Annotated in this window: 21 protein-coding genes; 12 read left to right on the top strand and 9 right to left on the bottom strand. The window is 67.2% G+C overall.

What is annotated here, in order from left to right:
* Positions 1–18: 18 nt before the first annotated feature.
* A complete protein-coding gene (locus U1H99_RS24475; protein WP_323144291.1) occupies positions 19–510 on the bottom strand; it encodes a phage regulatory CII family protein in 492 nt (163 codons plus the stop codon).
* 84 nt (positions 511–594) lie between these two features.
* Between U1H99_RS24475 and U1H99_RS24480 the strand changes: the two genes are divergently transcribed.
* From U1H99_RS24480 to U1H99_RS24490, 3 genes are all read left to right on the top strand, one after another.
* Positions 595–1,494 (top strand): hypothetical protein, encoded by a 900-nt coding sequence (locus U1H99_RS24480; RefSeq protein WP_323144292.1) that lies wholly within the window; start codon positions 595–597, stop codon positions 1,492–1,494.
* A 4-nt stretch (positions 1,495–1,498) separates the two neighbouring features.
* Positions 1,499–2,281: a DUF2491 family protein gene (locus U1H99_RS24485; protein ID WP_323144293.1), complete on the top strand. Its 783-nt coding sequence runs from the start codon at positions 1,499–1,501 to the stop codon at positions 2,279–2,281.
* 65 nt (positions 2,282–2,346) lie between these two features.
* Positions 2,347–3,111, top strand: a complete 765-nt coding sequence (locus U1H99_RS24490; RefSeq protein ID WP_323144294.1) for a hypothetical protein — start codon at positions 2,347–2,349, stop codon at positions 3,109–3,111.
* Positions 3,112–3,324: 213 nt separating this feature from the next.
* Here U1H99_RS24490 and U1H99_RS24495 read toward each other — a convergent pair whose 3' ends face one another.
* Entirely contained in the window at positions 3,325–4,056 is a 732-nt protein-coding gene (locus U1H99_RS24495) for a siderophore-interacting protein (protein ID WP_323144295.1), read from the bottom strand.
* A 48-nt stretch (positions 4,057–4,104) separates the two neighbouring features.
* On the opposite strand from U1H99_RS24495, the gene U1H99_RS24500 reads away from it, so the two are divergent.
* Complete coding sequence (locus tag U1H99_RS24500; protein WP_323144296.1) at positions 4,105–4,590, top strand: MarR family winged helix-turn-helix transcriptional regulator; 486 nt, start codon at positions 4,105–4,107, stop codon at positions 4,588–4,590.
* Here the strand turns inward: U1H99_RS24500 and U1H99_RS24505 are convergent, their stop codons facing one another.
* Entirely contained in the window at positions 4,591–4,842 is a 252-nt protein-coding gene (locus tag U1H99_RS24505) for a hypothetical protein (RefSeq protein ID WP_323144297.1), read from the bottom strand.
* A gap of 151 nt (positions 4,843–4,993) precedes the next feature.
* Here U1H99_RS24505 and U1H99_RS24510 point away from each other — a divergent pair, with 151 nt between their 5' ends.
* Together U1H99_RS24510 and U1H99_RS24515 are read left to right on the top strand one after the other, a co-directional pair.
* The gene (locus U1H99_RS24510) at positions 4,994–5,554 is read left to right on the top strand and encodes a M23 family metallopeptidase (protein WP_323144298.1); all 561 of its coding nucleotides are present in this window, start codon (positions 4,994–4,996) and stop codon (positions 5,552–5,554) included.
* A 93-nt stretch (positions 5,555–5,647) separates the two neighbouring features.
* Entirely contained in the window at positions 5,648–6,451 is an 804-nt protein-coding gene (locus tag U1H99_RS24515; protein ID WP_323144299.1) for a hypothetical protein, read from the top strand.
* A 228-nt stretch (positions 6,452–6,679) separates the two neighbouring features.
* On the opposite strand, the gene U1H99_RS24520 is transcribed toward U1H99_RS24515, so the two are convergent.
* From U1H99_RS24520 to U1H99_RS24530, 3 genes are read right to left on the bottom strand one after another with little or no spacing between them, the layout of a single operon-like run.
* Positions 6,680–8,062 (bottom strand): MFS transporter, encoded by a 1,383-nt coding sequence (locus tag U1H99_RS24520; RefSeq protein ID WP_323144300.1) that lies wholly within the window; start codon positions 8,060–8,062, stop codon positions 6,680–6,682.
* Positions 8,049–9,119: a glucokinase gene (locus tag U1H99_RS24525; RefSeq protein WP_323144301.1), complete on the bottom strand. Its 1,071-nt coding sequence runs from the start codon at positions 9,117–9,119 to the stop codon at positions 8,049–8,051. Before U1H99_RS24525 ends, U1H99_RS24520 begins: the two co-directional genes overlap by 14 nt.
* A 52-nt stretch (positions 9,120–9,171) precedes the next feature.
* Positions 9,172–10,509 carry a GH1 family beta-glucosidase gene (locus U1H99_RS24530; RefSeq protein WP_323144302.1) on the bottom strand — a complete coding sequence of 446 codons (1,338 nt, stop codon included), beginning with the start codon at positions 10,507–10,509 and terminating at the stop codon, positions 9,172–9,174.
* A 263-nt stretch (positions 10,510–10,772) separates the two neighbouring features.
* Between U1H99_RS24530 and U1H99_RS24535 the strand changes: the two genes are divergently transcribed.
* Both U1H99_RS24535 and U1H99_RS24540 read left to right on the top strand, forming a co-directional pair.
* A complete protein-coding gene (locus U1H99_RS24535) occupies positions 10,773–11,765 on the top strand; it encodes a LacI family DNA-binding transcriptional regulator (RefSeq protein ID WP_323144303.1) in 993 nt (330 codons plus the stop codon).
* A gap of 248 nt (positions 11,766–12,013) precedes the next feature.
* Positions 12,014–12,733 carry a sterol desaturase family protein gene (locus U1H99_RS24540; protein ID WP_323144304.1) on the top strand — a complete coding sequence of 240 codons (720 nt, stop codon included), beginning with the start codon at positions 12,014–12,016 and terminating at the stop codon, positions 12,731–12,733.
* Between the two features lie 18 nt (positions 12,734–12,751).
* Here U1H99_RS24540 and U1H99_RS24545 read toward each other — a convergent pair whose 3' ends face one another.
* Positions 12,752–13,279, bottom strand: coding sequence for a hypothetical protein (locus U1H99_RS24545; RefSeq protein ID WP_323144305.1), 528 nt, complete (start codon positions 13,277–13,279; stop codon positions 12,752–12,754).
* 68 nt (positions 13,280–13,347) lie between these two features.
* A complete protein-coding gene (locus U1H99_RS24550; RefSeq protein WP_323144306.1) occupies positions 13,348–14,034 on the bottom strand; it encodes a hypothetical protein in 687 nt (228 codons plus the stop codon).
* A 152-nt stretch (positions 14,035–14,186) separates the two neighbouring features.
* Here U1H99_RS24550 and U1H99_RS24555 point away from each other — a divergent pair, with 152 nt between their 5' ends.
* Together U1H99_RS24555 and U1H99_RS24560 are read left to right on the top strand one after the other, a co-directional pair.
* Entirely contained in the window at positions 14,187–15,869 is a 1,683-nt protein-coding gene (locus U1H99_RS24555) for an alkaline phosphatase family protein (protein ID WP_323144307.1), read from the top strand.
* A 106-nt stretch (positions 15,870–15,975) separates the two neighbouring features.
* The gene (locus U1H99_RS24560) at positions 15,976–17,445 is read left to right on the top strand and encodes a Ppx/GppA phosphatase family protein (protein WP_323144308.1); all 1,470 of its coding nucleotides are present in this window, start codon (positions 15,976–15,978) and stop codon (positions 17,443–17,445) included.
* 6 nt (positions 17,446–17,451) lie between these two features.
* Here U1H99_RS24560 and U1H99_RS24565 read toward each other — a convergent pair whose 3' ends face one another.
* Positions 17,452–18,210, bottom strand: coding sequence for an SDR family oxidoreductase (locus U1H99_RS24565; RefSeq protein ID WP_323144309.1), 759 nt, complete (start codon positions 18,208–18,210; stop codon positions 17,452–17,454).
* 69 nt (positions 18,211–18,279) lie between these two features.
* Between U1H99_RS24565 and U1H99_RS24570 the strand changes: the two genes are divergently transcribed.
* The gene (locus U1H99_RS24570; protein WP_323144310.1) at positions 18,280–19,230 is read left to right on the top strand and encodes an SMP-30/gluconolactonase/LRE family protein; all 951 of its coding nucleotides are present in this window, start codon (positions 18,280–18,282) and stop codon (positions 19,228–19,230) included.
* 213 nt (positions 19,231–19,443) lie between these two features.
* Positions 19,444–20,694: a carbohydrate-binding protein gene (locus tag U1H99_RS24575; RefSeq protein ID WP_323144311.1), complete on the top strand. Its 1,251-nt coding sequence runs from the start codon at positions 19,444–19,446 to the stop codon at positions 20,692–20,694.
* Positions 20,695–20,740: the final 46 nt, after the last annotated feature.

Here is a 20,740-nt window from a genome sequence, read left to right on the forward strand (position 1 = left end):
GCGTCCGGCCCGGCAGCTTCAGCAGATTCCGGCCGCGCTGTCCTTGCGCAGCCGCGCGCGCCAGGCGCCCAGCGCCGACAGGGCCGAGTGGAACTCACGCTCGATCAGGTCGGCCTCGGCCACCGTGATCACTCCATCCATCAGCGCCTCCGACACCGCTTCGGCCACCGCGCCGACTTCGCTCATGACCCGGCACACGGTCTGCGACAGGTCGTCCTGGCGCGCCGTTTCCGGCTGCGGCACCACGAACGCCGCCATTCCGTGCCTGACCAGCAGCGCGTGCAGCGGCAGCAGGGCATCCGCCACCCCCGCCTTATGGCAGCACTCGACGATCAGCGAGACTTCCTCGAACGACGGGTAATGCGAGGCGATGCTCGGCGCCAGCTTGTTGCGCAGGACGTTGGCCGACATGCCCAGCTCGCGCGCCAGCGCATCCAGCCCGCCGGGATACTTGCGGGCCACAGTGTAGAGCGCATCGTGTTGATTCATGTCGAGATAGCGGCGGGTCATATGGTAATCCTTTGATTATTTTACCGGTGCATGTCAACATGCTGTTCGTTATTCTCATTGTAACTTTTGACGGCGACCCTGACCATGTTGAAGCCTGCCCCGAGATACGCTCCGAAGTCTGCGCCGAAGTGCTTCCATGCCTTGCTGGTGCTGTCGCTGCTGCTGCCGCTGGCGCACGGCATGGCAGGCGCCTCGCCCTCGCCCTCGAGTTCGGGGTCGTTCAAGAGCGGCTTTTCGTCGCAGCGCTCGTCACCGTCGGCCTCGCCGTCGCCGTCGAAAGGCAGCTTCGGCGCCTTCGGCAAGCGCTCGTCATCCTCGGCGTCGCAGGCGGACGCGCCGTCTAGGGCGGGCAGCGGCAGCTTCGGTTCCTTCGGCCGGGCGGCACCATCGGATACGCGCCGCTCCGATTCGGCGTTCTCGCAAAAGCTCGACCGCGACGCCGCCGCATCCCGCGCCCTGCGCACGCTGGACGAACGGCGTGCCGCGCAGGCCGCACGCGACGCCGCACGCAATGCACCGCCGCCGCGCCGCGACGACACCCCGCGCCAGGCGGACAACCGGCCGCCGGGCCGCGACTATGGCCAGGGCTACGGCAATAACAATGGCTACGGCAGGCCGCAACCATCCGGCGGCGACCTCGGCCGCGTGATTGCCGGCGCCGTGATCGCGAACGCCGCGGCCAACGCCGCCGCCCACGCCGCCAACAACGCGAATGCGCACGGGCAGCGCGGCGACGTCCAGGCGCCGGCACCGTCCTGGAACGGCGGCGTCGGCAGCGTCGGCGGCCCGGTGGCCCAGCCCGGGGCCGCGCCGGCGCAGCCGCTGCCGCTGCCGCAGCCGAAATCAAGCGGCGGCTCCGTGTTCGGCACCCTGGCCGTGCTGCTGGTGCTGGCCCTGGCCGGCTGGATTGCCTACAAATGGATCATGCGGGCACGCGCCAAGCGCGCCGCCGACAAACCGAATTATTCGTTCGAGAGGAATTGAGCAGATGGCCTGGAAAGACGTGTTCAGCTACGTGCGCGGTATCGCCGGCAAGCAGGGCGTGACCAGTGACACGCGCGCCGACGACAAACTCCCGATGGGCGCGCGCATCGGCAGCCTGGTGCAGCTGCAGCGCTCGCCGCTGATCCGCGCCCAGGCCAACGGTTCGCTGATCGTGATGCCGGCCGACGGCGACACCCGCGTGCTGGCGATCTCGCAGATTCGCCTGGAGCCCGACGCCGGCCTGTTCCGCCTGTACCTGGCCACCGGCGACCTCGATGCGAAGGAAAAATTCCTGCAGGTGTTCAGCGCGGACGACGGCGCCATCGCCGAGATCCTGTACTGCACCCAGCTGGCGCGCGTGATTCCGGAAAGCGCCGACGACCAGGATGCCTACACGGGCGTCGCCGGCTACGGCCTGGGCGACCCGAGCTACACGCTGTGGCGCGCGCAGCTGGCCGACATGCTGGACGCGGCCACGCTGGCCACGGTGTTTGGCGATGCCGACCGCCTCGAGTACACCCGCGACGCCGGCCACGGCAACGCTGGTTTCGTGACCCCGTTCACCGGCCGCGAAACGCGCATCGACGATGCCGGCGGCGTGCGCGGGCTGCGCCAGCAGCTGTATTACATGCCCTACGTGCGCACGCTGGGCGACGGCAGCCGCGAGTACCTGTTGATCAGCACCGAGATCATCGAAAGCGTCGACGGCGACAGCGGCCGGCGCGGCATCCACGTCGACTTCGTGGTCGGCATCCCTCTGGAGCCGGAACGCGTGGTGGTGCAGTAACCGAGCAGTAAGCAAGTAGCAACCGAGCAGCACCCGACTTTTTGACCAACGAAAGGAACAAGGACATGAGCAACGCGAGTGGATGGGGCCTGACCGCACGGCTGGTATCGAAGCACTTCGGCGCCCTCGGCAACCGGATTTCGGAAGCCATCGCCAACTTCGATCCGGAGACCGCCACCGAGGCCGACCGCGACCGCCTGGTCGACACCCTGCGCGACACCGCGCAGCTGCTGGCGACCGCGCGCGCCTCGTTCGACAAGGAGCACAAGGACGTGGTGAGCCTGCAAACGCTGATCGCGAGCGACGAACGCGCCGCCGAGACGCTGGCCGAGCGCCTGGCCGCCGGCACCATTTCGGAAGCCACGGTCACCATGTTCTGCGACGAGCTGGAAGCCAACAAGGCGCGCCTGCCGCAGGAAATCCAGGAGGAAGCCGATGCCAGGGCCTACATGGACGAGCTGCAGAAGATCGTCGATGCGCTCAGCAAGCAGCTGGCCGAATTCGACGCCCAGGCGCGCAAGGCGATCCAGTCACTGGCCGCGGCCAAGGCCCAGAAGGAACTGCAGGAACTGCGCATGGAGCGCCAGAGCCAGCTGGCCGGCCTGTCCGGCGTCAAGGCCGGATCGACCGCGCTGAACGCGCTCACGCGCCGCGCCCAGAACGTCAGCAACGAAGCGGCCGGCCTGCGCATCGTCGCCGACATCGGCCAGAAGCCGCTCGACCAGCAGGCCGAGCTGGATGCGATCCGCAAGTCGGCGAGCCAGCCGGACAACGGCGGCGAGACGGCGCTGGAGCGCTTGAAGCGCTTGTCGGGCAAGAGCGCGGCGTAAAACCCGGAAGCACGGCCAGTACCTATCGAGCCGTTAGCCCGCGACCGTAAAACCGTCACCCCCGCGCAGGCGGGGGTCCAAGTTCTGCATGCGTCGTGGCTGAGCGTGCAACTTGGGGGGATAGCGCAGCTATCCCGCCTGCGCGGGGGCGACGTTTACACGCTGCCGTGTGTTGCGGGAGCGCAGGCCTGTTTCTACTTCCGGTACCGCTGTTTACTCCAGCGTCTCGTGGTGATCCGCCACCCCCCGTTTCCAGTACGCCGACACCCTAGTGAGTTCGCGCGGCACCCCCTTCTCATTCAGGATCTTGCGCACCCGCGCCATCGCCTGCGCTTCGCCGCCACCCCAGGCCACGCCCTGGCCGGCCGGCGGCGTCCACGCCTGCAGCGCCGCCACCAGCGCATCGGCATCGTCCACCCAGATGATGTCGGCGTCGGCCTCGGTCGGCAGGGGACGGCGGTCGGCAGCATCCGCCATCGCCACCACCACGGCGCGCGCGCCGGCCGGCAGTTCTTCCAGGCGGCGCGAGATCGCCGGCAGGGCGGTGGTGTCGCCCACCAGCAGGTGCCAGTCGAGTGCCAAAGGCACCACGAAGGAGCCGCGCGGGCCGCCGACCGTCAGCCGCTGGCCGGCCTGCGCGCTGCGTGCCCACTCGGAGGCCGCGCCATGGCCGTGCAGCGCGAATTCCAGCGTCAGGGTCCGCTGTTCTCGATCGAAGCGGCGTGGCGTATAGTCGCGGCGTACCGGCGTCTCCGCGCTTTCGTCGAACATCAGCTTGACGTGGTCGTCGAAGGAGGCCGAGACGAAGTCGGCCAGCTCGTCGCCCGTGAAGGTGATGGCGACGAAGCCGGGGCCAAGGGGTTCGACGGCGGCAACCGTCAGCTCGCGCCGCTTGAGTTCATGGCGGACCCGCTGGATGACAGGGCCTTGCGCTGCGTCTTTCATGGTATCGTCCTCGGAAATAAATACGATTAGTTGACAATGTCATCCATTATGCGAAAAAAAGTTGACCAAGTCAACCAAAATCCGGCCGCCATCGACGGCCACGCCGCGCTGCAGGTCGTGGACGCCATGCACAAGATCATGCACCTGTACCGCACCCAGCAGCATCGCAGCCTGCGCGATGCCCAGCACGATCTTGCTCATATGGAAATCAAGGTGCTCGGCTTCTTTGCGCGTCACCCGGGCGGGTCGCCAAGCGACCTGGTGGCGCATTCCGGCCGCGACAAGGCCCAGGTGGCGCGCTTGATCCGCGGCTTGCGCGAACGCGGCCTGCTGGAAGCCGAAGCCGACGCCGCCGACCGCCGCAGCACCCGCGTCACGCTGTCGGCGGCCGGCCTGGAACTGCACACGGCGCTGCACAGCCACGACGGCGAACTGGCCGAGGCGGCGATGGCCGGGCTGTCGGAGGGAGAGTGCGCCATGCTTGCGGCCCTGCTGGGCCGCGTGCGCGCCAACCTAGAGGCGGGGCAGGGCTGATCAGGCCTGGTGTGCGCCGGGGAGGTCGTTCTGGGCCGCCATGGCCCGGTCGTCTTCGCGCACCTGGCCGCCCGACAGCACCCTGCCGATGACCGCGCCGTTGATCCCGTGCGCCTTGAGGTACTCCACCGCGCCCACGGTGCCGAGGCAGGCCTGCAGGCCGATGGCTTCGCGCACCGCCTCGGCGGCCGCCGATTCATGGGGGTGACTGGGCGGCACATCGGCGCGGCGTTCTGTCTGTAAATGTTCCATGGTGTTTCCTCTGCATGACTGTTTGATATCTATTGTCACTGTAGCGCCGGTTACATCGGCTTGAAAACAGCCGGTTTCTCGTGTCCCGCTAGGCTTATTCCTACTTTGCGATTGCCCTGTTGATTCCAGGCGGTGACCCCAACTGCGTTCCATGCCCACCTTCATCCGCCCGCTGGTCCGCAAGCTGCTGCTCGCGATCTTCCTGATCGCGCTGGGCGCCGTCGTGCAGCCGTGGCTGGACAACGTGCTGTACCTGATCCGCCTGGGCAGCCTGCCGGCGCCCACACTGCTGCCGGTGCCGGTGGCCGGCGTCAAGCCGTCCGGGCTGGCCGACACCTGGGGCGGAGCGCGCAGCGAGGGCCGCCGCCATGAAGGCATCGACATCTTCGCCAGGCGCGGCACGCCGGTGTTGTCGAGTACCGAAGGCGTGGTCGTGCGCGTCGGCACCAACCGCCTGGGCGGGCAGGTGGTGTGGGTGCTGGGGCCGGGCGGGCAGCGCCACTACTATGCCCACCTCGAGCGCTACGGCGATGTCCACGCCGGCATGCGGGTGGCGCCGGGCAAGGTGCTCGGCTACGTCGGCAACACGGGGAATGCGATCCATACGCCGCCGCACCTGCACTACGGCATCTACACCGGCGGCGGCGCCATCAATCCCTATCCCTTCCTGCGGCCGGCGGCAGGCGCTGTCGCACGGCGTGCGACATCTTGACGTAGACGATTCCTACAAGCGCACGCTAGCGGCCCTACCCATGGCGGGTCGAAGCGGGCAAGCCTACAATCGTCCCCATGGAGATGTAAGGACATGGGCAAAGAGCAAGATATGGAGGAGCAGGGCAGCAGCGTCGACGCGCCACGCATCGTCGATGCGCGCTCCGCCGCACGCCTGAATGAACGCCCAGGCGAGCGCCTGCAGCGCAGCACCGTGCTGTGGCGCTACCTGAATGCGGCCAAGCTGTTCGATTTCTTCGAGAATGCAACGCTGTTCTTTTGCCGCGCCGATCACTTCAGCGACAAGTTCGAGGGCGCCTTCACGCCCACGCTGCGCGACCAGATCAGCGCGTCCTATGCGCGCGGCGAGATCGACTACAACTATGAACAGTTCAAGCGCCGCATGCGCCAGTCGGTCTACATCAATTGCTGGCACCGCAACCAGGACGACAGCGCGGCCATGTGGGCGCTGTACGGCAAGTCCGACTGCGCGGTGGCGCTGACCACCACCGTCGGCCAGCTCAGCGATACGCTGCGCGAAGCCGATACCGAACACGAAGCCTGGATCGCGCGCGTCGAGTACGTCAAGCACTGGAGCGACCCCAAGCTGGACATCTCGCCGGACTACGCGCGCATCTTCGCCTACAAGGCCAAGGCCTACGAGTACGAAAAGGAAGTGCGGGTGATCATCGACCACACCGCCGGGCCGCACGCGGCGACCTGCGGCGAACCCGACGCCGGGCTGCTGGTCCGGGTCGATGCTATGCGCCTGCTGCGCAGCATCGTGATCGCGCCGGACGCGCCGCCATGGTTCGAGAAACTGGTGCGGCAGTCGGCGCTGCGCTACGGGATCCGGACGCCGGTGCGGCGCTCGAAGCTGGCGGCGGATCCGATTTGAGTGGGATTTGAGGGAGTAGGACTAAGCCGGACGCGGACAACGAGCTGCACACGTAGACCGGACTGCACGCACAGGCCGGGCTCCGCGCGAAGAAATGCGCTACACGCACAAAGCCACGTCGCCCCTGCGAAGGCAGGGGCCCAAGTTCGCAGTTGATCGCAAAACTTGGGCCCCTGCCTTCGCAAGGGCGACGTTTACAAGCACGTGATTCCGGTTACCTTCCTTTGATCAAGCCGCCCGGTGCGTCGACGTCTCATGCGTCGGATCCTCGACCAGCCGCCCCGCATCCACCGCCGGCCCCTCATCCGCGCGGTGGTTGAACGGCACGAACCAGGTCGCCAGGAATGATGGAATGGTCGCCACCATCACGAAAGCAAAGTAGCCGACGTAGCCCATCCACTCCTGCAGGTGACCACTGACCGCGCCCGTCACCATCATGCACAGCCCCATCAGGCCGGTGCCGAAGGCATAGTGCGTGGTCGCGTACTTGCCCGGGGCCAGCTGCTGCATCAGGTAGATCATGTAGCCGACCGAGCCGAAGCCATAGAAGAACTTTTCGATGGCCACGCCGGCGGTGATGGCGAGGGTGCTCGACGGCAGCGTCAGCGCCATCGCCAGGAAGGTGATGTTGGGGATGTTGACCGCGCAGCACAGGATGAACAGCGTGCGCTTCAGGCCGCGCCGCGCGACGAACCAGCCGCCCAGCAGGGAGCCGAGCAGCACCGCCACCAGGCCGTAGGTGCCGTAGACGATGCCCAGCTTTTCGTTGGACAGACCGAGTCCGCCCTTGGCGGCGGCGTCCACCATGAAGAAGGGACCGATCTTTTCCAGCAGCCCGATGCTGATCCGGAACAGGAAGGCGAAGGCGATCATCTTCCACACGTCGCGCTTCTGGAAGAAGGTGACGAAGGAATCCCACAGGATGGTGCCGGCGCCGGCCAGGCTGGTCGGGGTGTTTTCGGCGCGCGCGCCTTCCGGCATCACGCGCGCGTGCCACAGCGCCATCGCCAGCGTCAGGCCGGCGACGATGAAGAAGATGATGCGCCACGCGTCCAGCCACTCGGGGCCAAACACCTTGGGATCGTGCCCGAACACCTCGGTGTGCAGGCGGCCGCTCAGGTAGACCAGCAAGCCGGACGCGACGATCGGCCCCACGTTCCACGACAGGCTCTGCACCCCGCAGTACAGCGACTGGGTGCGGGCGTCGAGCGAGGTCACGTAGACGCCGTCGCTGGCGATGTCCTGGGTGGCGCCGATGAAGGACATCAGCGCCAGCAGGCCTACCAGCACCACGGTCATGTGCGAGGGCAGTTTCATGGCCAGCGCGGCGCCGGCGAAACCGAGCGCGATCAGCACCTGCGCGCACAGCACGAAGAACTTCTTGGTGCGGTACATCTCGACGAGCGGGGCGAACAGCGGCTTGATCGTGTAGGCCAGGATCAGCATGCTCGAATAGAAGGCAGCGCGGCCGTTGTCCATGCCCATGTTCTTGAACATGATCGCGGTGACGCTGGTCAGCATGATGTAGCCGATCGCCATCGTAAAGTAGCCGGTCGGCACCCACAGCAGCGGGTGGCGCATGCGCGGCAGTGTCGTATCAGGCGTGCGCATGGCGGGCCTCCGTGCCGTCGCGTTCGCGGCGCTGTGGCTGTTCCTGCTGTTCCTGCTGCTGCTGCGCCAGGTGCTGCTGCAACAGCGCCGCCGCCCCGGCCAGGGCCGGGCAGGACGCGTGGATCACGAAGCAGGGGATGCGTGCGTTGTAGCTCGAGAAGCGTCCCTTGTTCTCGAAGCGGGCGCGGAAGGGCGAGCGCGCGAACCACTCGCCCAGGCGCGGCACCACGCCACCGCCGATGTAGATGCCGCCGCGCGCGCACAGCGTCACCGCGACGTTGGCCGCGACCGTGCCGAGCATGCCGCAGAACACGTCCAGCACCTCGGCGCACAGGACGTCGCTGCCGTCCAGTCCGCGCTCGACGATGACGGCCGGGTCCAGCACGGGCGCGCGCAGGCCCTTGCTCGCAGCCAGCGCCTCGTGGATCAGCGACAGTCCCGGTCCCGACACCAGGCGCTCGGCCGACACGTGGTCCCAGCGCTGCCAGCAGAATTCCAGGATCGCCTGTTCGCGGGCGTCGCACGGGGAAAACGCGGCGTGCCCGCCTTCGCTCTGCAGCACGGTCCAGCTGCCGCCGGCCGGGATCAGGCCGGCCACGCCCAGGCCGGTGCCGGCGCCGACCAAGCCGATCACGGCATCGGCCGCCGCGGCGCCACCGCCGACCTGCACCAGGTCCTGCGCCGCCAGCTGCGGCACCGACATCGCCAGCGCGGCGAAGTCGTTCACCACCAGCAGGGTGTCGAGTCCGAGTTCGGTGCGCGCACGCTCGATCGAGAATTCCCAGCAGTGGTTGGTCATCTTGACCAGGTCGCCGTCGACCGGATTGGCGATCGCGATCGCCGCATGGCGCACCCGCTTGCCGGCGTGGCCGCCCAGATAGGCACGCACGGCGTCGGTGAACTGCGCATACGCGGCGCAGGGCAGGGTGGCCACGGCCTCGATGTGGCCCGGCGCGGTTTCCAGCGCGAAGCGGGCGTTGGTGCCGCCGATGTCGGCCACCAGGCGCGCGCCGTCCTGCGCGCCGTAGGCCTCGTGTTGGTATGGTTCTGCGACCATGGTGTCTCCTCTTGCTCCAGCTTTTGTTTTATGTGTGCAGCCCGCGCGCCGCTCAGGCGGCCCGGCGCTGCGCGCGCTGGCCCGCGATGAAGTCGCGGTACCACAGCGCGCTCGCCTTCGGGATGCGCTGCTGGGTCGCATAATCCACATAGACGATGCCGAAACGCTTGGCGTAGCCCGAGTTCCACTCGAAATTATCCATCAGGCTCCACAGGAAGTAACCACGCACGTCGATGCCTTGGTCCATCGCCGCCTTCAGCGCTTCCAGGTGGGTGCGCACGTACTCGATGCGCACCGGATCGTTGACCTGGCCGGCCTCGACGCCGTCGACGGCCGCCATGCCGTTCTCGGTAATATAGACCGGCGGCAGGTCGGGGTACTCCTGCTTCAGCTGGACCAGCAAATCGGTCAGGCCCTGCGGGTAGATTTCCCAGCCCATGTCGGTGAAGCCCATGCCGCCTTCCGGCTTCCTCGGCGGGACTTCGGCGCTCATCACTTCGCGGCGGTAGTAGTTCACGCCGAGGAAGTCGATCGGCTGGGCGATGATGTCGAAGTCGCCGTCCTGGACGTCCGGGGCGTCGGCGCCGTGCGACTGCAGCGACAGTTCCGGATAGCGGCGCTTGAAGATCGGGTCCATGAACCATGCGATCGAGTTGGCCCATTCCAGTGCCGCCAGCTTGCGGTCGGCTTCGCTGTCGGTGGCCGGCTCGGCGGTCCACTGGTTCAGCACGATGCCCAGTTCCGCTTTCGGATTGGCCGCGCGCATCGACTGCATCGCCAGCCCGTGCGACAGCAGCAGGTGGTGCGAGACCTGGATCGCCTGTTTCTTGTCGCTGACGCCCGGCGCGAACTGGGCGTTGCCGTAGCCGAGATTGGCCGTGCACCACGGTTCGTTATGGGTCGCGATGGAAACCAGGCGGTCGCCGAAGCGGCGCGCCACTTCGTGCGCATAATCGGCGAAGCGGTGCGCGGTGTCGCGCGACATCCAGCCGCCGTCGTCCTGCAGGCCTTGCGGCAGGTCCCAGTGGTACAGCGTCAGGTGCGGCGCGATGCCGCGTTCCTGCAGCGCGTCCATCAGGCGCGCATAGAAATCGAAGCCCTTTTCGTTCCAGGCACCCTTGCCCGACGGCTGGACGCGCGCCCAGGCCATCGAGAAGCGGTAGGCGTCGACGCCGAACGACGCCATCATCGCCACGTCGTCGCGGTAGCGGTGGTAGTGGTCGCAGGCGATGTCGCCGTTGCTGCCGTCGATGATGTTGGCGGCCTTGTGCGAGAAGGTGTCCCAGATCGAGGGACCCTTGCCGTCTGCATCGAAGGCGCCTTCGATCTGGAATGCGCTCGTGGCAACGCCCCAGATGAAGTTGGGAGGGAAGTGGATGGAATCGGTCATGGAAGGGTTACCTTGCTTGGAAATGGGCCTGGTCTCGGTGGCAGGCTCTGTTTGTTATCGCAACTAATGGTTGCATGCTCATGCTTTGAAATCGATTTCATCGTACCTGCGCGCTTGCTTCGATGTCAAACATAATTTATCGCGGGGTTGGCAGGCGTCGGCTTCCTGCGACTTTGCCGGTCGACATGCCATTTTGAAATCGGTTTCCTGCTGGTATTTCTGAATGTTATACTAACAAAATGAAAAAAGAGTCCAGCACAGCCATGGTCACCGTCCACGAAGTCGCGCGCGTGGCCGGGGTGTCGGCGGCCACGGTGTCGCGCTACCTGAACGGCACCGCCAAGGTGTCGGAAGACAAGCGCAAGGCCATCGAAAGCGTCATCGGCCAGCTGAACTACAAGCCGAACGTGCTGGCGCAGAACCTGAAGACCGGCAGCTCGCGCACCATCGGCCTGCTGACCCAGTCGCTGATCTCCGGCTACTTCGCCGACGCCATGGCCGGCATCGACGATGCCCTGCAGGGTACCGGCTACGCGCCGCTGATCGTGTCCGGCCACTGGCATGCGGACGAAGAGGCGGAGCGCATCGAACTCCTGATCGCGCGCCGCGTCGACGGCCTGGTCATCCTCAGCGGCAAGCTGACCGACGAGCAGATCCTGGACCTGTCGCGGCGGGTGCCGATCGTCGCCTTCGGGCGCACCCTGCAGGGCGAGCGCGCCTACGGCTTCAGGCTGGACAACTACCGCGGCGCCTGCGAGGCGGTCGAACACCTGGTGCAGCACGGCCACCGCGACATCGCCTTCATCGCCGGCCCGGCCGACCACCTCGACGCCCAGGCGCGCCTGGCTGGCTACCGCGACACCCTGGCCAAACACGGTATCGAAGAACGGGCGGCGCTGGTGCTGGACGGCGACTTCCTGGAATCGAGCGGCCAGGCCGCGGTGGAGCAACTGCTGGCCTCGGGCCAGCGCTTCACCGCGCTGTTCGCCGCCAACGACCTGATGGCCTACGGCGCCCGCCTGGCCATGTACCGGCGCGGCATCCGGGTGCCGGAAGACGTCTCTGTGATCGGCTTCGACGACCTGCACAGCTCGATGTACACGACGCCGCCGCTGACCACGGTGCGCCAGCCGCTGTTCGACGTCGGCCAGAGCCTGGGGCGTGCCATCCTCAACATGATCGCGCAGGAGCCGCTGGCGGCCGAGGTGCCGGAGTTGAGCCTGGTGGTGCGGGAGTCGGTGCGGCGGCTGGACTGAGATCCTCCGTCGTCCCCGCGAAGGCGGGGACCCATGCCGAGTTTCCGAAGCCCGTATATTTGAATCATTCGCGCTGCTTCCCGCATACCGAATCCTGATATTCAGTATGGGTCCCGCCTGCGCGGGGACGACGTGGTGGGTATTGAAAAACGCGACTTCAAATCGCAAAAGGCTTGTCCGGAATCACAACGCTGGCCGAGGCTTAAGCTTTTCGCAATCATGGCGCCACCATTCCACGGAGGCCCATCATGCTCGTCACCATCCTCGCCGTCTTTGCCGCCTGCTTCGTCCTCGAACGATTGACCCCCGGCTGGCGCCTGCCGCACGTCCGCACCTGGCCGCTGCGCGTGCTGCTGATAAACGCCGTCCAGCTGGGCGTGGTGCTGCTGGCCGGTTTTACCTGGGAGCGCTGGCTGTCATCGGGCTCGCTGCTGCACCTGTCGCGCCACCTTGGCCCTGTGGCGGGCGGCATGCTGGCTTATTTCATCGCCACCTTCGTGTTCTACTGGTGGCACCGGGTGCGCCACGAATCCGACTTCCTGTGGAGCGTATTCCACCAGATCCACCACAGCCCGCGCCGCATCGAAGTCATCACCTCGTTCTACAAGTACCCGGTCGAGATGGTCGTGAATTCGATCATCGGCAGCCTGCTGGTGTATGCCTTGCTCGGCCTGTCGCCGCAAGCGGGCGCGGTGTACACGCTGTGCACGGCGCTCGGCGAATTCTTCTACCACACCAGCGTGCGCACGCCGCGCTGGGTCGGCTGGTTCTTCCAGCGCCCCGAGATGCACCGCATCCACCACCAGTACGGCCGCCACCGCAACAACTACGGCGACATCGTCTGGTGGGACTGGCTGTTCGGCACCTACGAGAATCCGGCGACCTTCGATCACACCTGCGGCTTTGATGCCGACAAGGAGGAGCGGCTGCCGGCGATGCTGGCATGGCGCGACGTGCACCGCGGATGAGCCTGCGCGCTGCGCGCCTCAGTTGGCAATGAAGACCTGCCCGCTCCGGTCTGCCATCTTCGGCGAAAAGCCGCGCTCGATCAGGGCGCAAGCGACGGCATCCTTGACATAGCCTTGCGTCGGCAGGCGGTCGTGCGCGAACAGCGATGAAAACTTCGCCTTGACCTCGGCGTCCGTCAGCGGTGCCAGCAGGGCGCGCGCGGCAGCCAGGTCGGCCTCGGTATAGTGGACGCGGATGTTGTCCAGCGCCGCCTGGCGCTGGAAGCGGAACACGTGGTCCGCGTGGGCGCGCGCGATCCGCAGCGCTTGTTCGGATTCGGCCGGCGCATAGCCGAGGCCATATTCCCGGTGGATTGCGCCAAGCAGGAAGTTCCCCGTCGTGCAGACCGGCCGCGGCGCGGCGTTGCCGCCGTCGCCGACCTTGACCAGCACATAGGCTGGCGACGTCGACATGTCCGCAACGGCTGCTTCGTAGCTCGCCTGCGACTGTGCCGGTGCCGGGGAGGGGGCAGCCATCACGGCGGCGTGGAGGAACAGTCCGAGCATGGGCGGCGCGAAGAGTTTTTTATCAGGGGCAGCGGGTCGAGGGTTTGCATGACGTCTGCCACTGTAATCTACCACTTGCAGCCGGTGCCGGTCACCGCATCCTTGGCCAGCGGGATCACCGCCAGCAGGCCCAGGCTGGAATAGGCGGACTTGCAGTCCGGACGGCGGGCGCGCTCGATGGCGCGTTCGAGACGCTCGTCGCGCTGCAGCGGCGGATCGGGTTTCGGATGGGCGACCAGGCCATCCTTGCGGTGTTTTTCGATCAGGCGCGCGGTGGCGCGGGCGGCTTTCATGTCCAGGTGCGGAGTGGATTCGCCTGTGCCGGCATCCGCGGCAGCGGGTTCGGCGGCGGCCGGGGCCGCATCCACCGCGCCGGACGTGGCGGCCGGTTCGCGGGCGATCGTGGCCGCCGGTTCGGCAGGGGTGGCGGCGGTGCCCGCGTTCGCCGCAGCAGGGGCGGGCGCAGAGCGCGCCGGACGGCTGCGTGCCGGGCGTGCCTGCACGTTCGCCGTTTTCGGTGCCCTTGCGCTGTCCGCCGGCACCTCAAGCGCCACCGGCGCCTTCGCCCGCGGGGGCGGCGGCACCAGCACGAAGCGCATGGGCGCCGGCGCTGCAGCCTCCGGCGCCGGCGCATGCGCCCGCCAGGCGTGCACCAGCCAGGCCAGCACGCAGGCATGGACCAGCAGGCTGATACCCCAGCCGAACCAGGCGCCGTCCGGACGCGCCGGCAGGGGTGGACAAGTTGACGTTGCCATGCGAACGATTTTATCCCGCCCGCATGCGCACAAGATACTCGAAATGTAACGGCGACAAAATGTCACGCCAGGCGCCGGATGTCATCAAAATGACATATGTACTTTCTAAGATGATAAATTGGCGAGCCTGACCATTCACCCTGACGACCCGTATGTCCCGACCTTCCTGGATCCACCCCACGCTGTCCCTGTTCACCTGTGCCGCCCTGCTGGCGCCGGCCGTCCAACCCGCCCATGCGGCCCCGAAGACCGCCCCGGCGCCGATCGAGGCCACGGCCCCGAAACTGGTCGTGGTGATGGTCATCGACGGCCTGCCCGCCGAGCAGCTGCAGCGCTACCGCGGCCAGTTCGGCCAGGGCGGGCTGCGCCGCCTGATGGAGCAGGGCGCCTCGTTCACCAATGCGCACCAGGCGCACGGCGTGACGGTGACGGCGATCGGCCACACCGCGGTGCTGAGCGGCGCCTACCCGTACCGCCACGGCATCATCGGCAACAACTGGATCGATGGCAGCGGGAAGCTGGTCTACTGCACCGAGGACGCACGCTACAAGTACATCGGCGAGGAAACCGAGGAACACGACGGCACCTCGCCTGCCAAGCTGCGCGTCGATACCCTGGGCGACCAGCTGCGCTACGCCAGCGGCAACCGCAGCAAGGTGGTGACGGTGTCCGGCAAGGACCGCGGCGCCATCCTCCTGGCCGGCAAGACCGGCACCGCCTACATGTACATGGACAAGACCGGCGACTTCGCCAGCTCCACCTATTACATGCAGCAGCATCCGGCCTGGGTCGAGCGCTTCAAGGCGGCCAAGCCGCAGGACCGCTACTACGCCAAGTCGTGGAAGCCGCTGCTGCCGGACGCCGCGTATGCGGACGACGCCCCCGATCCGGCGCCCAGCCTGAAAAGCCCGAACCGCTTCCCGTTCACCTTCTACAGCGAGAGCGGCCAGCCGTCGGCCGATTATTATGCACGCCTGAAGACCAGCCCCGCGGTCGACGAGCTGACGCTGGACTTCGCGCGCGCCGCCGTCGAAGGCGAGAACTTGGGCAACAATGCCGGCGGCGTCACCGACCTGCTGGGCATCAGCCTGTCGGGCCATGATTACGTCAACCACGCCTACGGCCCGGAAAGCCGCATGTCGCACGATCACCTGCAGCAGATCGACCGCCGCATCGCCGAGTTCTTCAGCTACCTCGATAAACGCATCGGCATGGACAACGTGCTGGTGGTGCTGACCGCCGACCACGGCTTCGCCAACACCGCCGAGTTCTCGCAGGGCCGCCACATGGACGCCGCGCGCATCGATCCCAAGCCGCTGCGGGCCAAGCTGGAGGCGGCGCTGGCCGAGCGTTTCCGCGTCGCCGGACTGGTGAAAAACGCCTACCTGCCGGAGATCTACCTCGACTACGACGCGATCGAGCGCAACAAGCTGGCACGGCGCGACGTCGAAGACGCCGCCGCGCGCTTCCTGCTGACCCAGCCCGGCATCGCCGACGTGTTCACGCGGTCCCAGCTGGAGCAGGGCGTGGCGGCCAAGTCGCGCGTGGGCACGCTGATGCAGCGCGCCTGGAACCGCGAACTGTCGGGCGACCTGATGGTGGTGACGGCGCCCTACACGTCCTTCGGCAGCGGCGACAGCGGCGCCACCCACGGCACGCCCTATAACTACGACAGCAACGTGCCGCTCTTGATGATGGGCGGACGCTGGATCCGTCCCGGCGTGCAGGCCCAGTACACCGAGGTGGTCGACATCGCGCCGACCCTGGCCCAGATCCTGCATCTGCGTCCGCCGGCAGCCGCCGAGGGCCGCGTGCTGACCGAAGCGCTGCGCTGAGGCGGCGACCATGGGGAGCGCGCCGATACCGACCGGCCTTCAAACGCGCGCCCCCGGGCTTGCGTCTGGCCGCTATACTGGCGGCTACGTTTTTTCGGACAGACCCATGTACGCAGCAGTCGACCTCGGTTCCAACAGTTTCCGGCTCCACATCGGCGAAGCCGTTGCCGGCCAGATCCACATCGTGCGCACCGCGCGTGACCCGATCCGCCTCGCCGCCGGCCTCGGGCCGGACAACATGCTGAGCCAGGAAGCAATGGACACCGCGGTGCGCTGCCTGCGCGACTTCAGCGCCATCCTGCGCCAGCACCGGCTGGACGCGGTGCGGGTGGTGGCCACCAATACCCTGCGCGTGGCCAGGAACGCCGAACTGCTGGTGCCGCGCCTGGAGGAAGCGATCGGCTATCCGGTCGAGATCATCTCGGGCGAGGAAGAGGGCCGCCTGATCTACATGGGCGTGGCGCGCGCGCTCGGGCGCCCGGACGAGCGGCGCCTGGTGATCGACATCGGCGGCGGCTCCACCGAGATCATCAGCGGCGCCGGCGACGCCATCGGCCTGGTCGAATCGTTCAGCATCGGCACCCATCCGCACAGCGCCACCTATTTCCCCGGGGGGCACATCAACGCCGACGCCTTCGAGGCCGCGGTGAATGCCGCGCGCGCCCGCGTCGAGGACGTTGCCGACCAGTACCGTGCGGCCGGCTGGGAAGGCGTCTACGGTTCCTCGGGCACGATCCGCGCGATTTCCGAAGTCATCACCCGGAACGGCATCGGCGATGGCGCCATGTCGCTGCCCAGCCTGCAGGCGCTGCGCGAACGCCTGGTCGATCTCGGCCACGTCGATGCCTTCGACCTGCCGGGCGTGAAACGCGAGCGCGTGATCGTGATGGCCGGCGGCCTCGCCATCCTGATCGGCGTGATGCAGGAGCTGGGAGTGCAATCCATGAATGCGATCAATGCGGGTGTGCGCCTCGGTGTGCTGTCCGACCTCGAACTGCGTGCCAACCGCCTCGACCGCCGCGACCAGGCGATCCAGGATTGCATGCGCCGCTTCGGCATCGATGCCGGCCGCGCCACGCGCACCGCCGCCATCGCCGCCAAGCTGTTCGACCGCCTGGCGCCGCAGGACGAGACAGCGCGGTTGCAACTGCGGCCGCTCCTGATGCGCGCCAGCATGCTGCACGAGGTGGGCCTGTCGGTATCGCACACCGGCGCCCACAAGCATGCCGCCTACATCGTCGAACACGCCGACCTGCCGGGTTTCACCGCGCGCGAACAGCGCCTGATGAGCGCCATCGTGCTGGGCCAGAAGGGCAACCTGCGCAAGGTGCGCGAGGCGCTCGCCGTGCCCGACCTGGCCAAGGCGGTGCTGGCGCTGCGTCTGGCCGCGGTGTTCATGCACGCGCGCATCGACGCCGAAGCCGACGCCCTGCGCCTGCGCATGAAGGGCCGCATCGAGATCGAGACCCCACGCGGCTGGCTGCGCCAGCATCCGACCGTGGCCAGCTGGTTCGAGAAGGAAGCCGCGGCCTGGGGTGAAGTCGGGGTCAACCTCCAGGTGGTGCAGTCGAGCTGATGAGGTTCAGCGTCCGCCCGAGACGTCGATGAAGCTGCCGGTGGTGTACGAGGCTTCGTTCGAGACCAGCCACAGCACCGCGCGCGCCACCTCGAGGGCATCGCCGCCGCGTCCCAGCGGCACCGACGACTGCAGGCGCGCGATGCGTCCCGGCTCGCCGCCGCTGGCATGCATGGCCGTGTCGATCAGTCCCGGGCGCACGCCGTTCACGCGGATGCCTTCTTGCGCCACTTCCTTCGACAAGCCGGTCGTCAGCGTATCCAGCGCCGCCTTGGAAGCCGCATAGTCGACATACTCGTTGGGCGAGCCGAGGACGGCCGCGCGCGACGACACGTTGACGATCGCGCCGCCGCTGCCGCCATGGCGCGTCGACATCCGGCGCACCGCTTCGCGCGCGCACAGGAAAGGACCGGTGACGTTGGTGGCCAGGATGCGGTTGAGGCGCGCCGCATCCATCTGCTCGACCCGCATCTGGTGCTCGAGGATGCCGGCGTTGTTGACCAGCGCCGCCAGGCGGCTGCCGTCGCGCGCGCAGCGGGCGTCGACCTCGGCGAACAGGCGCACCACCTCGGCTTCGACGGCGACGTCGGCCTGCACGGCAAACGCGCTGCCGCCTGCGGCCTGAATCGCGTCGACAACGCCCTCGGCCGCGGCGGCATCGCTGCGGTAGTTCACGCAGACCCGGTAGCCGCGTTCGGCGGCGAGCAGGGCACAGGCGGCGCCGATGCCGCGTCCGGCGCCGGTGATGAGGATCGTGGCGTTCATATTCATAGTCTAGCATCCCGGCTATACTCGGTGCCGACCTACCTGCACAATCAAAAAGGAGACCCACCCATGCCGTATGCAGTCCGTACCCGTCCCGTCGCCGCGCTGATGTCGCTGGCGCTGCTGTCTTTCGTATTGCCGGCTGCAGCCGATGCAGCGCCGGTCTGCACCGGCCAGGCGCCGTCGGGCGAACTCACGGCCCAGCGCATCACCGCCGTGCAGCCGACGCGCAAGGACCCCGGCCTGTACGAAGGCGCGGTCTGGGTCAAGGATGCCCTGTACTTCTCGGACTTCAGCTTCGGCCCCGGTTTCCCGTCGCGCATCCGCAAGCTGGGCCCGGACGGCAGCGTGAGCACCGCGTTCGAGGACAGCGGCAGCAATGGCCTGGCGATCGATGCCCAGGGCCGGCTGGTGGTGGCCAGCCACAAGGACAAGGCGCTGATGCGCTACACGCTGGATGGCAAGCGCACGCCGATCGCCCAGCGCTACCAGGGCCAGGTCTTCAATTCGCCGAACGACATCGCCATCGCGGCGGACGGCACGATCTACTTCACCGACCCCGATTACCAGAAGACGGCGGCGCCGGGCGGCCAGCCGGTGACCGGCATCTACCGCGTCGCCCTGGATGGCAAGGTCACGCTGGTCGATGGCAGCCGCAAGAACCCGAACGGCATCGCGCTGTCGCCCGCCGGCGACGTGCTGTACGTGAACGCCAGCGACGGCCTGCTGAAAGCCTACCCGATCGTGAACGGCGTGCCGGGGCAGGGGCGCGACCTGGTCAAGGGCCTGGCGGTGGCCGACGGCATGACGCTGGATTGCCACGGCAACCTGTACGTCACCGAGCACGAGGTCAAACGCGTGCGCGTGTTTTCGCCGCAGGGCAAGGAACTGGCGACGATCCGCGTCGACGCCAACGTCACCAACGCGGCGTTCGGCGGTGCTGACGGCAAGACCCTGTACCTGACCGGTGCCGGGGCACTGTGGCAGGTGCCGCTGCAGGTGACCGGCGCACCGTACTGACCCATACCAGTGCTATCAGGTATCGGATTGGTATTGCAGCGGCACTCAGCGGCGCCGGCCGCCAAGCTGGCACGCGCATGACCACTGGAGCGAACTGGTATTTCAAAAAAACCATTTCTTGAAACCACTTGACCCCATATTTACGCGGTGGGAGTCTAGGTAACGCCAGTCGGCACACGGCGCAACCATAGAGTGGATAGAGGAGAGGTGAAAATGAGAAATCCCAGCACGGGCAGTCTTGTCACTGCCCTGGTAATCGGCACATTGGCAGGCTGTGGCGGCGGCGACGCGCAGAATCCGGCAGCCGGACAACCGGCGCGGCTGCTGGCCACCACCAGCCAGTCGTGTCCGGCCTGGAGCGCGAGCGCCGTCTACACGGCCGGCATGTGCATCACCTACCAGAACAAGGTCTACACCGCCAAGTGGTGGACCCAGGGGAACGTGCCCGGCACCGAGGAATGGGGTCCCTGGGCCCTGCAGACCACCACGCCGACGCCGACGCCCGACCCGACCCCGAATCCGACGCCGACCCCGGCACCCACCGGCTTCGTGTTCGGTCCGTACAAGGACGTCACGATCAACCTGAACTGGAATACCAACGTGCTGTCGACCAAGGTCACCGGCACCCTGCAGCCGCTGCTGGGCGTGATGCCGGCCAAGCTGAATACCGTCACCTGGTCGTTCGCGACCGGCGAATGCGGCAGCGAGAACTGGGGCGGGGTGCAGGGTCAGGCGCTGGCCAGCGCCAACGTCCAGAATTTCGTCAATGCCGGCAAGACCTACATCCTGTCGACCGGCGGCGCGGCGGGGGCCTTCACCTGCGGTTCCGACGCCGGCTTCAGCACCTTCATCCAGCGCTACTACAGCGCCAACCTGCGCGGCGTGGACTTCGACATCGAAGCCGGGCAATCGCAAGCCGTGATCAACAGCCTGATCCAGCGGGTCAAGGTGGCACAAGCCAATTATCCGAACCTGCGCTTCAGCTTCACGTTGGCGACCCTGGGCGGCAGCGCCGCGCAGAGCCTCGGCAGCACCGGCGTGAACGTCATGAATGCGATCAAGGCGGCCGGGCTGAGCAATTACTACGTCAACCTGATGGTGATGGATTACGGCACCGCCGGCACGTCGGTGTGCACGCTCGGCAGCAACGGCAAGTGCGACATGGGCCAGTCGGCCATCCGCGCCGCGGTCAGCCTGCACGATTACTGGGGCGTGCCCTACAACCGCATCGAGCTGACGCCGATGATCGGCGGTAACGACACCATCGACGAAACCTTCTCGCTGGCCGACGTCGACCGGGTGACCGCCTGGGCCAAGACCAACGGCCTGGCCGGCATCCATTACTGGTCGCTCGACCGCGATACCGACTGCGCCCCGGGCTATGCGTCGCCAACCTGCAATACCTACGGGCAGGCGGGCAACTGGGGCTTCGCCAACCGCTTCATCACCGACCTCGGTCTGTAAAAGAAGCGCGCTGTTCGGCTCCTGCTAGAATTGTCGAGCTGCAAAG

Origin of the sequence: Massilia phyllosphaerae (assembly GCF_034659755.1) — a bacterium.
GTDB classification, from domain to species: domain Bacteria; phylum Pseudomonadota; class Gammaproteobacteria; order Burkholderiales; family Burkholderiaceae_D; genus Telluria; species Telluria phyllosphaerae.

What these genes read in the sequence shown, in the direction of transcription:
- U1H99_RS24520 (WP_323144300.1), bottom strand. Translation starts at nt 8,062, where the DNA reads ATGCGCACGCCTGATACGACACTGCCGCGCATGCGCCACCCGCTGCTG.
- U1H99_RS24550 (WP_323144306.1), bottom strand. Translation starts at nt 14,034, where the DNA reads ATGGCAACGTCAACTTGTCCACCCCTGCCGGCGCGTCCGGACGGCGCC.
- U1H99_RS24560 (WP_323144308.1), top strand. Translation starts at nt 15,976, where the DNA reads ATGTACGCAGCAGTCGACCTCGGTTCCAACAGTTTCCGGCTCCACATC.
- U1H99_RS24565 (WP_323144309.1), bottom strand. Translation starts at nt 18,210, where the DNA reads ATGAACGCCACGATCCTCATCACCGGCGCCGGACGCGGCATCGGCGCC.
- U1H99_RS24555 (WP_323144307.1), top strand. Translation starts at nt 14,187, where the DNA reads ATGTCCCGACCTTCCTGGATCCACCCCACGCTGTCCCTGTTCACCTGT.
- U1H99_RS24505 (WP_323144297.1), bottom strand. Translation starts at nt 4,842, where the DNA reads ATGGAACATTTACAGACAGAACGCCGCGCCGATGTGCCGCCCAGTCAC.
- U1H99_RS24490 (WP_323144294.1), top strand. Translation starts at nt 2,347, where the DNA reads ATGAGCAACGCGAGTGGATGGGGCCTGACCGCACGGCTGGTATCGAAG.
- U1H99_RS24540 (WP_323144304.1), top strand. Translation starts at nt 12,014, where the DNA reads ATGCTCGTCACCATCCTCGCCGTCTTTGCCGCCTGCTTCGTCCTCGAA.
- U1H99_RS24510 (WP_323144298.1), top strand. Translation starts at nt 4,994, where the DNA reads ATGCCCACCTTCATCCGCCCGCTGGTCCGCAAGCTGCTGCTCGCGATC.
- U1H99_RS24545 (WP_323144305.1), bottom strand. Translation starts at nt 13,279, where the DNA reads ATGCTCGGACTGTTCCTCCACGCCGCCGTGATGGCTGCCCCCTCCCCG.
- U1H99_RS24480 (WP_323144292.1), top strand. Translation starts at nt 595, where the DNA reads ATGTTGAAGCCTGCCCCGAGATACGCTCCGAAGTCTGCGCCGAAGTGC.
- U1H99_RS24570 (WP_323144310.1), top strand. Translation starts at nt 18,280, where the DNA reads ATGCCGTATGCAGTCCGTACCCGTCCCGTCGCCGCGCTGATGTCGCTG.
- U1H99_RS24530 (WP_323144302.1), bottom strand. Translation starts at nt 10,509, where the DNA reads ATGACCGATTCCATCCACTTCCCTCCCAACTTCATCTGGGGCGTTGCC.
- U1H99_RS24485 (WP_323144293.1), top strand. Translation starts at nt 1,499, where the DNA reads ATGGCCTGGAAAGACGTGTTCAGCTACGTGCGCGGTATCGCCGGCAAG.
- U1H99_RS24495 (WP_323144295.1), bottom strand. Translation starts at nt 4,056, where the DNA reads ATGAAAGACGCAGCGCAAGGCCCTGTCATCCAGCGGGTCCGCCATGAA.
- U1H99_RS24475 (WP_323144291.1), bottom strand. Translation starts at nt 510, where the DNA reads ATGACCCGCCGCTATCTCGACATGAATCAACACGATGCGCTCTACACT.
- U1H99_RS24515 (WP_323144299.1), top strand. Translation starts at nt 5,648, where the DNA reads ATGGGCAAAGAGCAAGATATGGAGGAGCAGGGCAGCAGCGTCGACGCG.
- U1H99_RS24525 (WP_323144301.1), bottom strand. Translation starts at nt 9,119, where the DNA reads ATGGTCGCAGAACCATACCAACACGAGGCCTACGGCGCGCAGGACGGC.
- U1H99_RS24535 (WP_323144303.1), top strand. Translation starts at nt 10,773, where the DNA reads ATGGTCACCGTCCACGAAGTCGCGCGCGTGGCCGGGGTGTCGGCGGCC.
- U1H99_RS24500 (WP_323144296.1), top strand. Translation starts at nt 4,105, where the DNA reads ATGCGAAAAAAAGTTGACCAAGTCAACCAAAATCCGGCCGCCATCGAC.
- U1H99_RS24575 (WP_323144311.1), top strand. Translation starts at nt 19,444, where the DNA reads ATGAGAAATCCCAGCACGGGCAGTCTTGTCACTGCCCTGGTAATCGGC.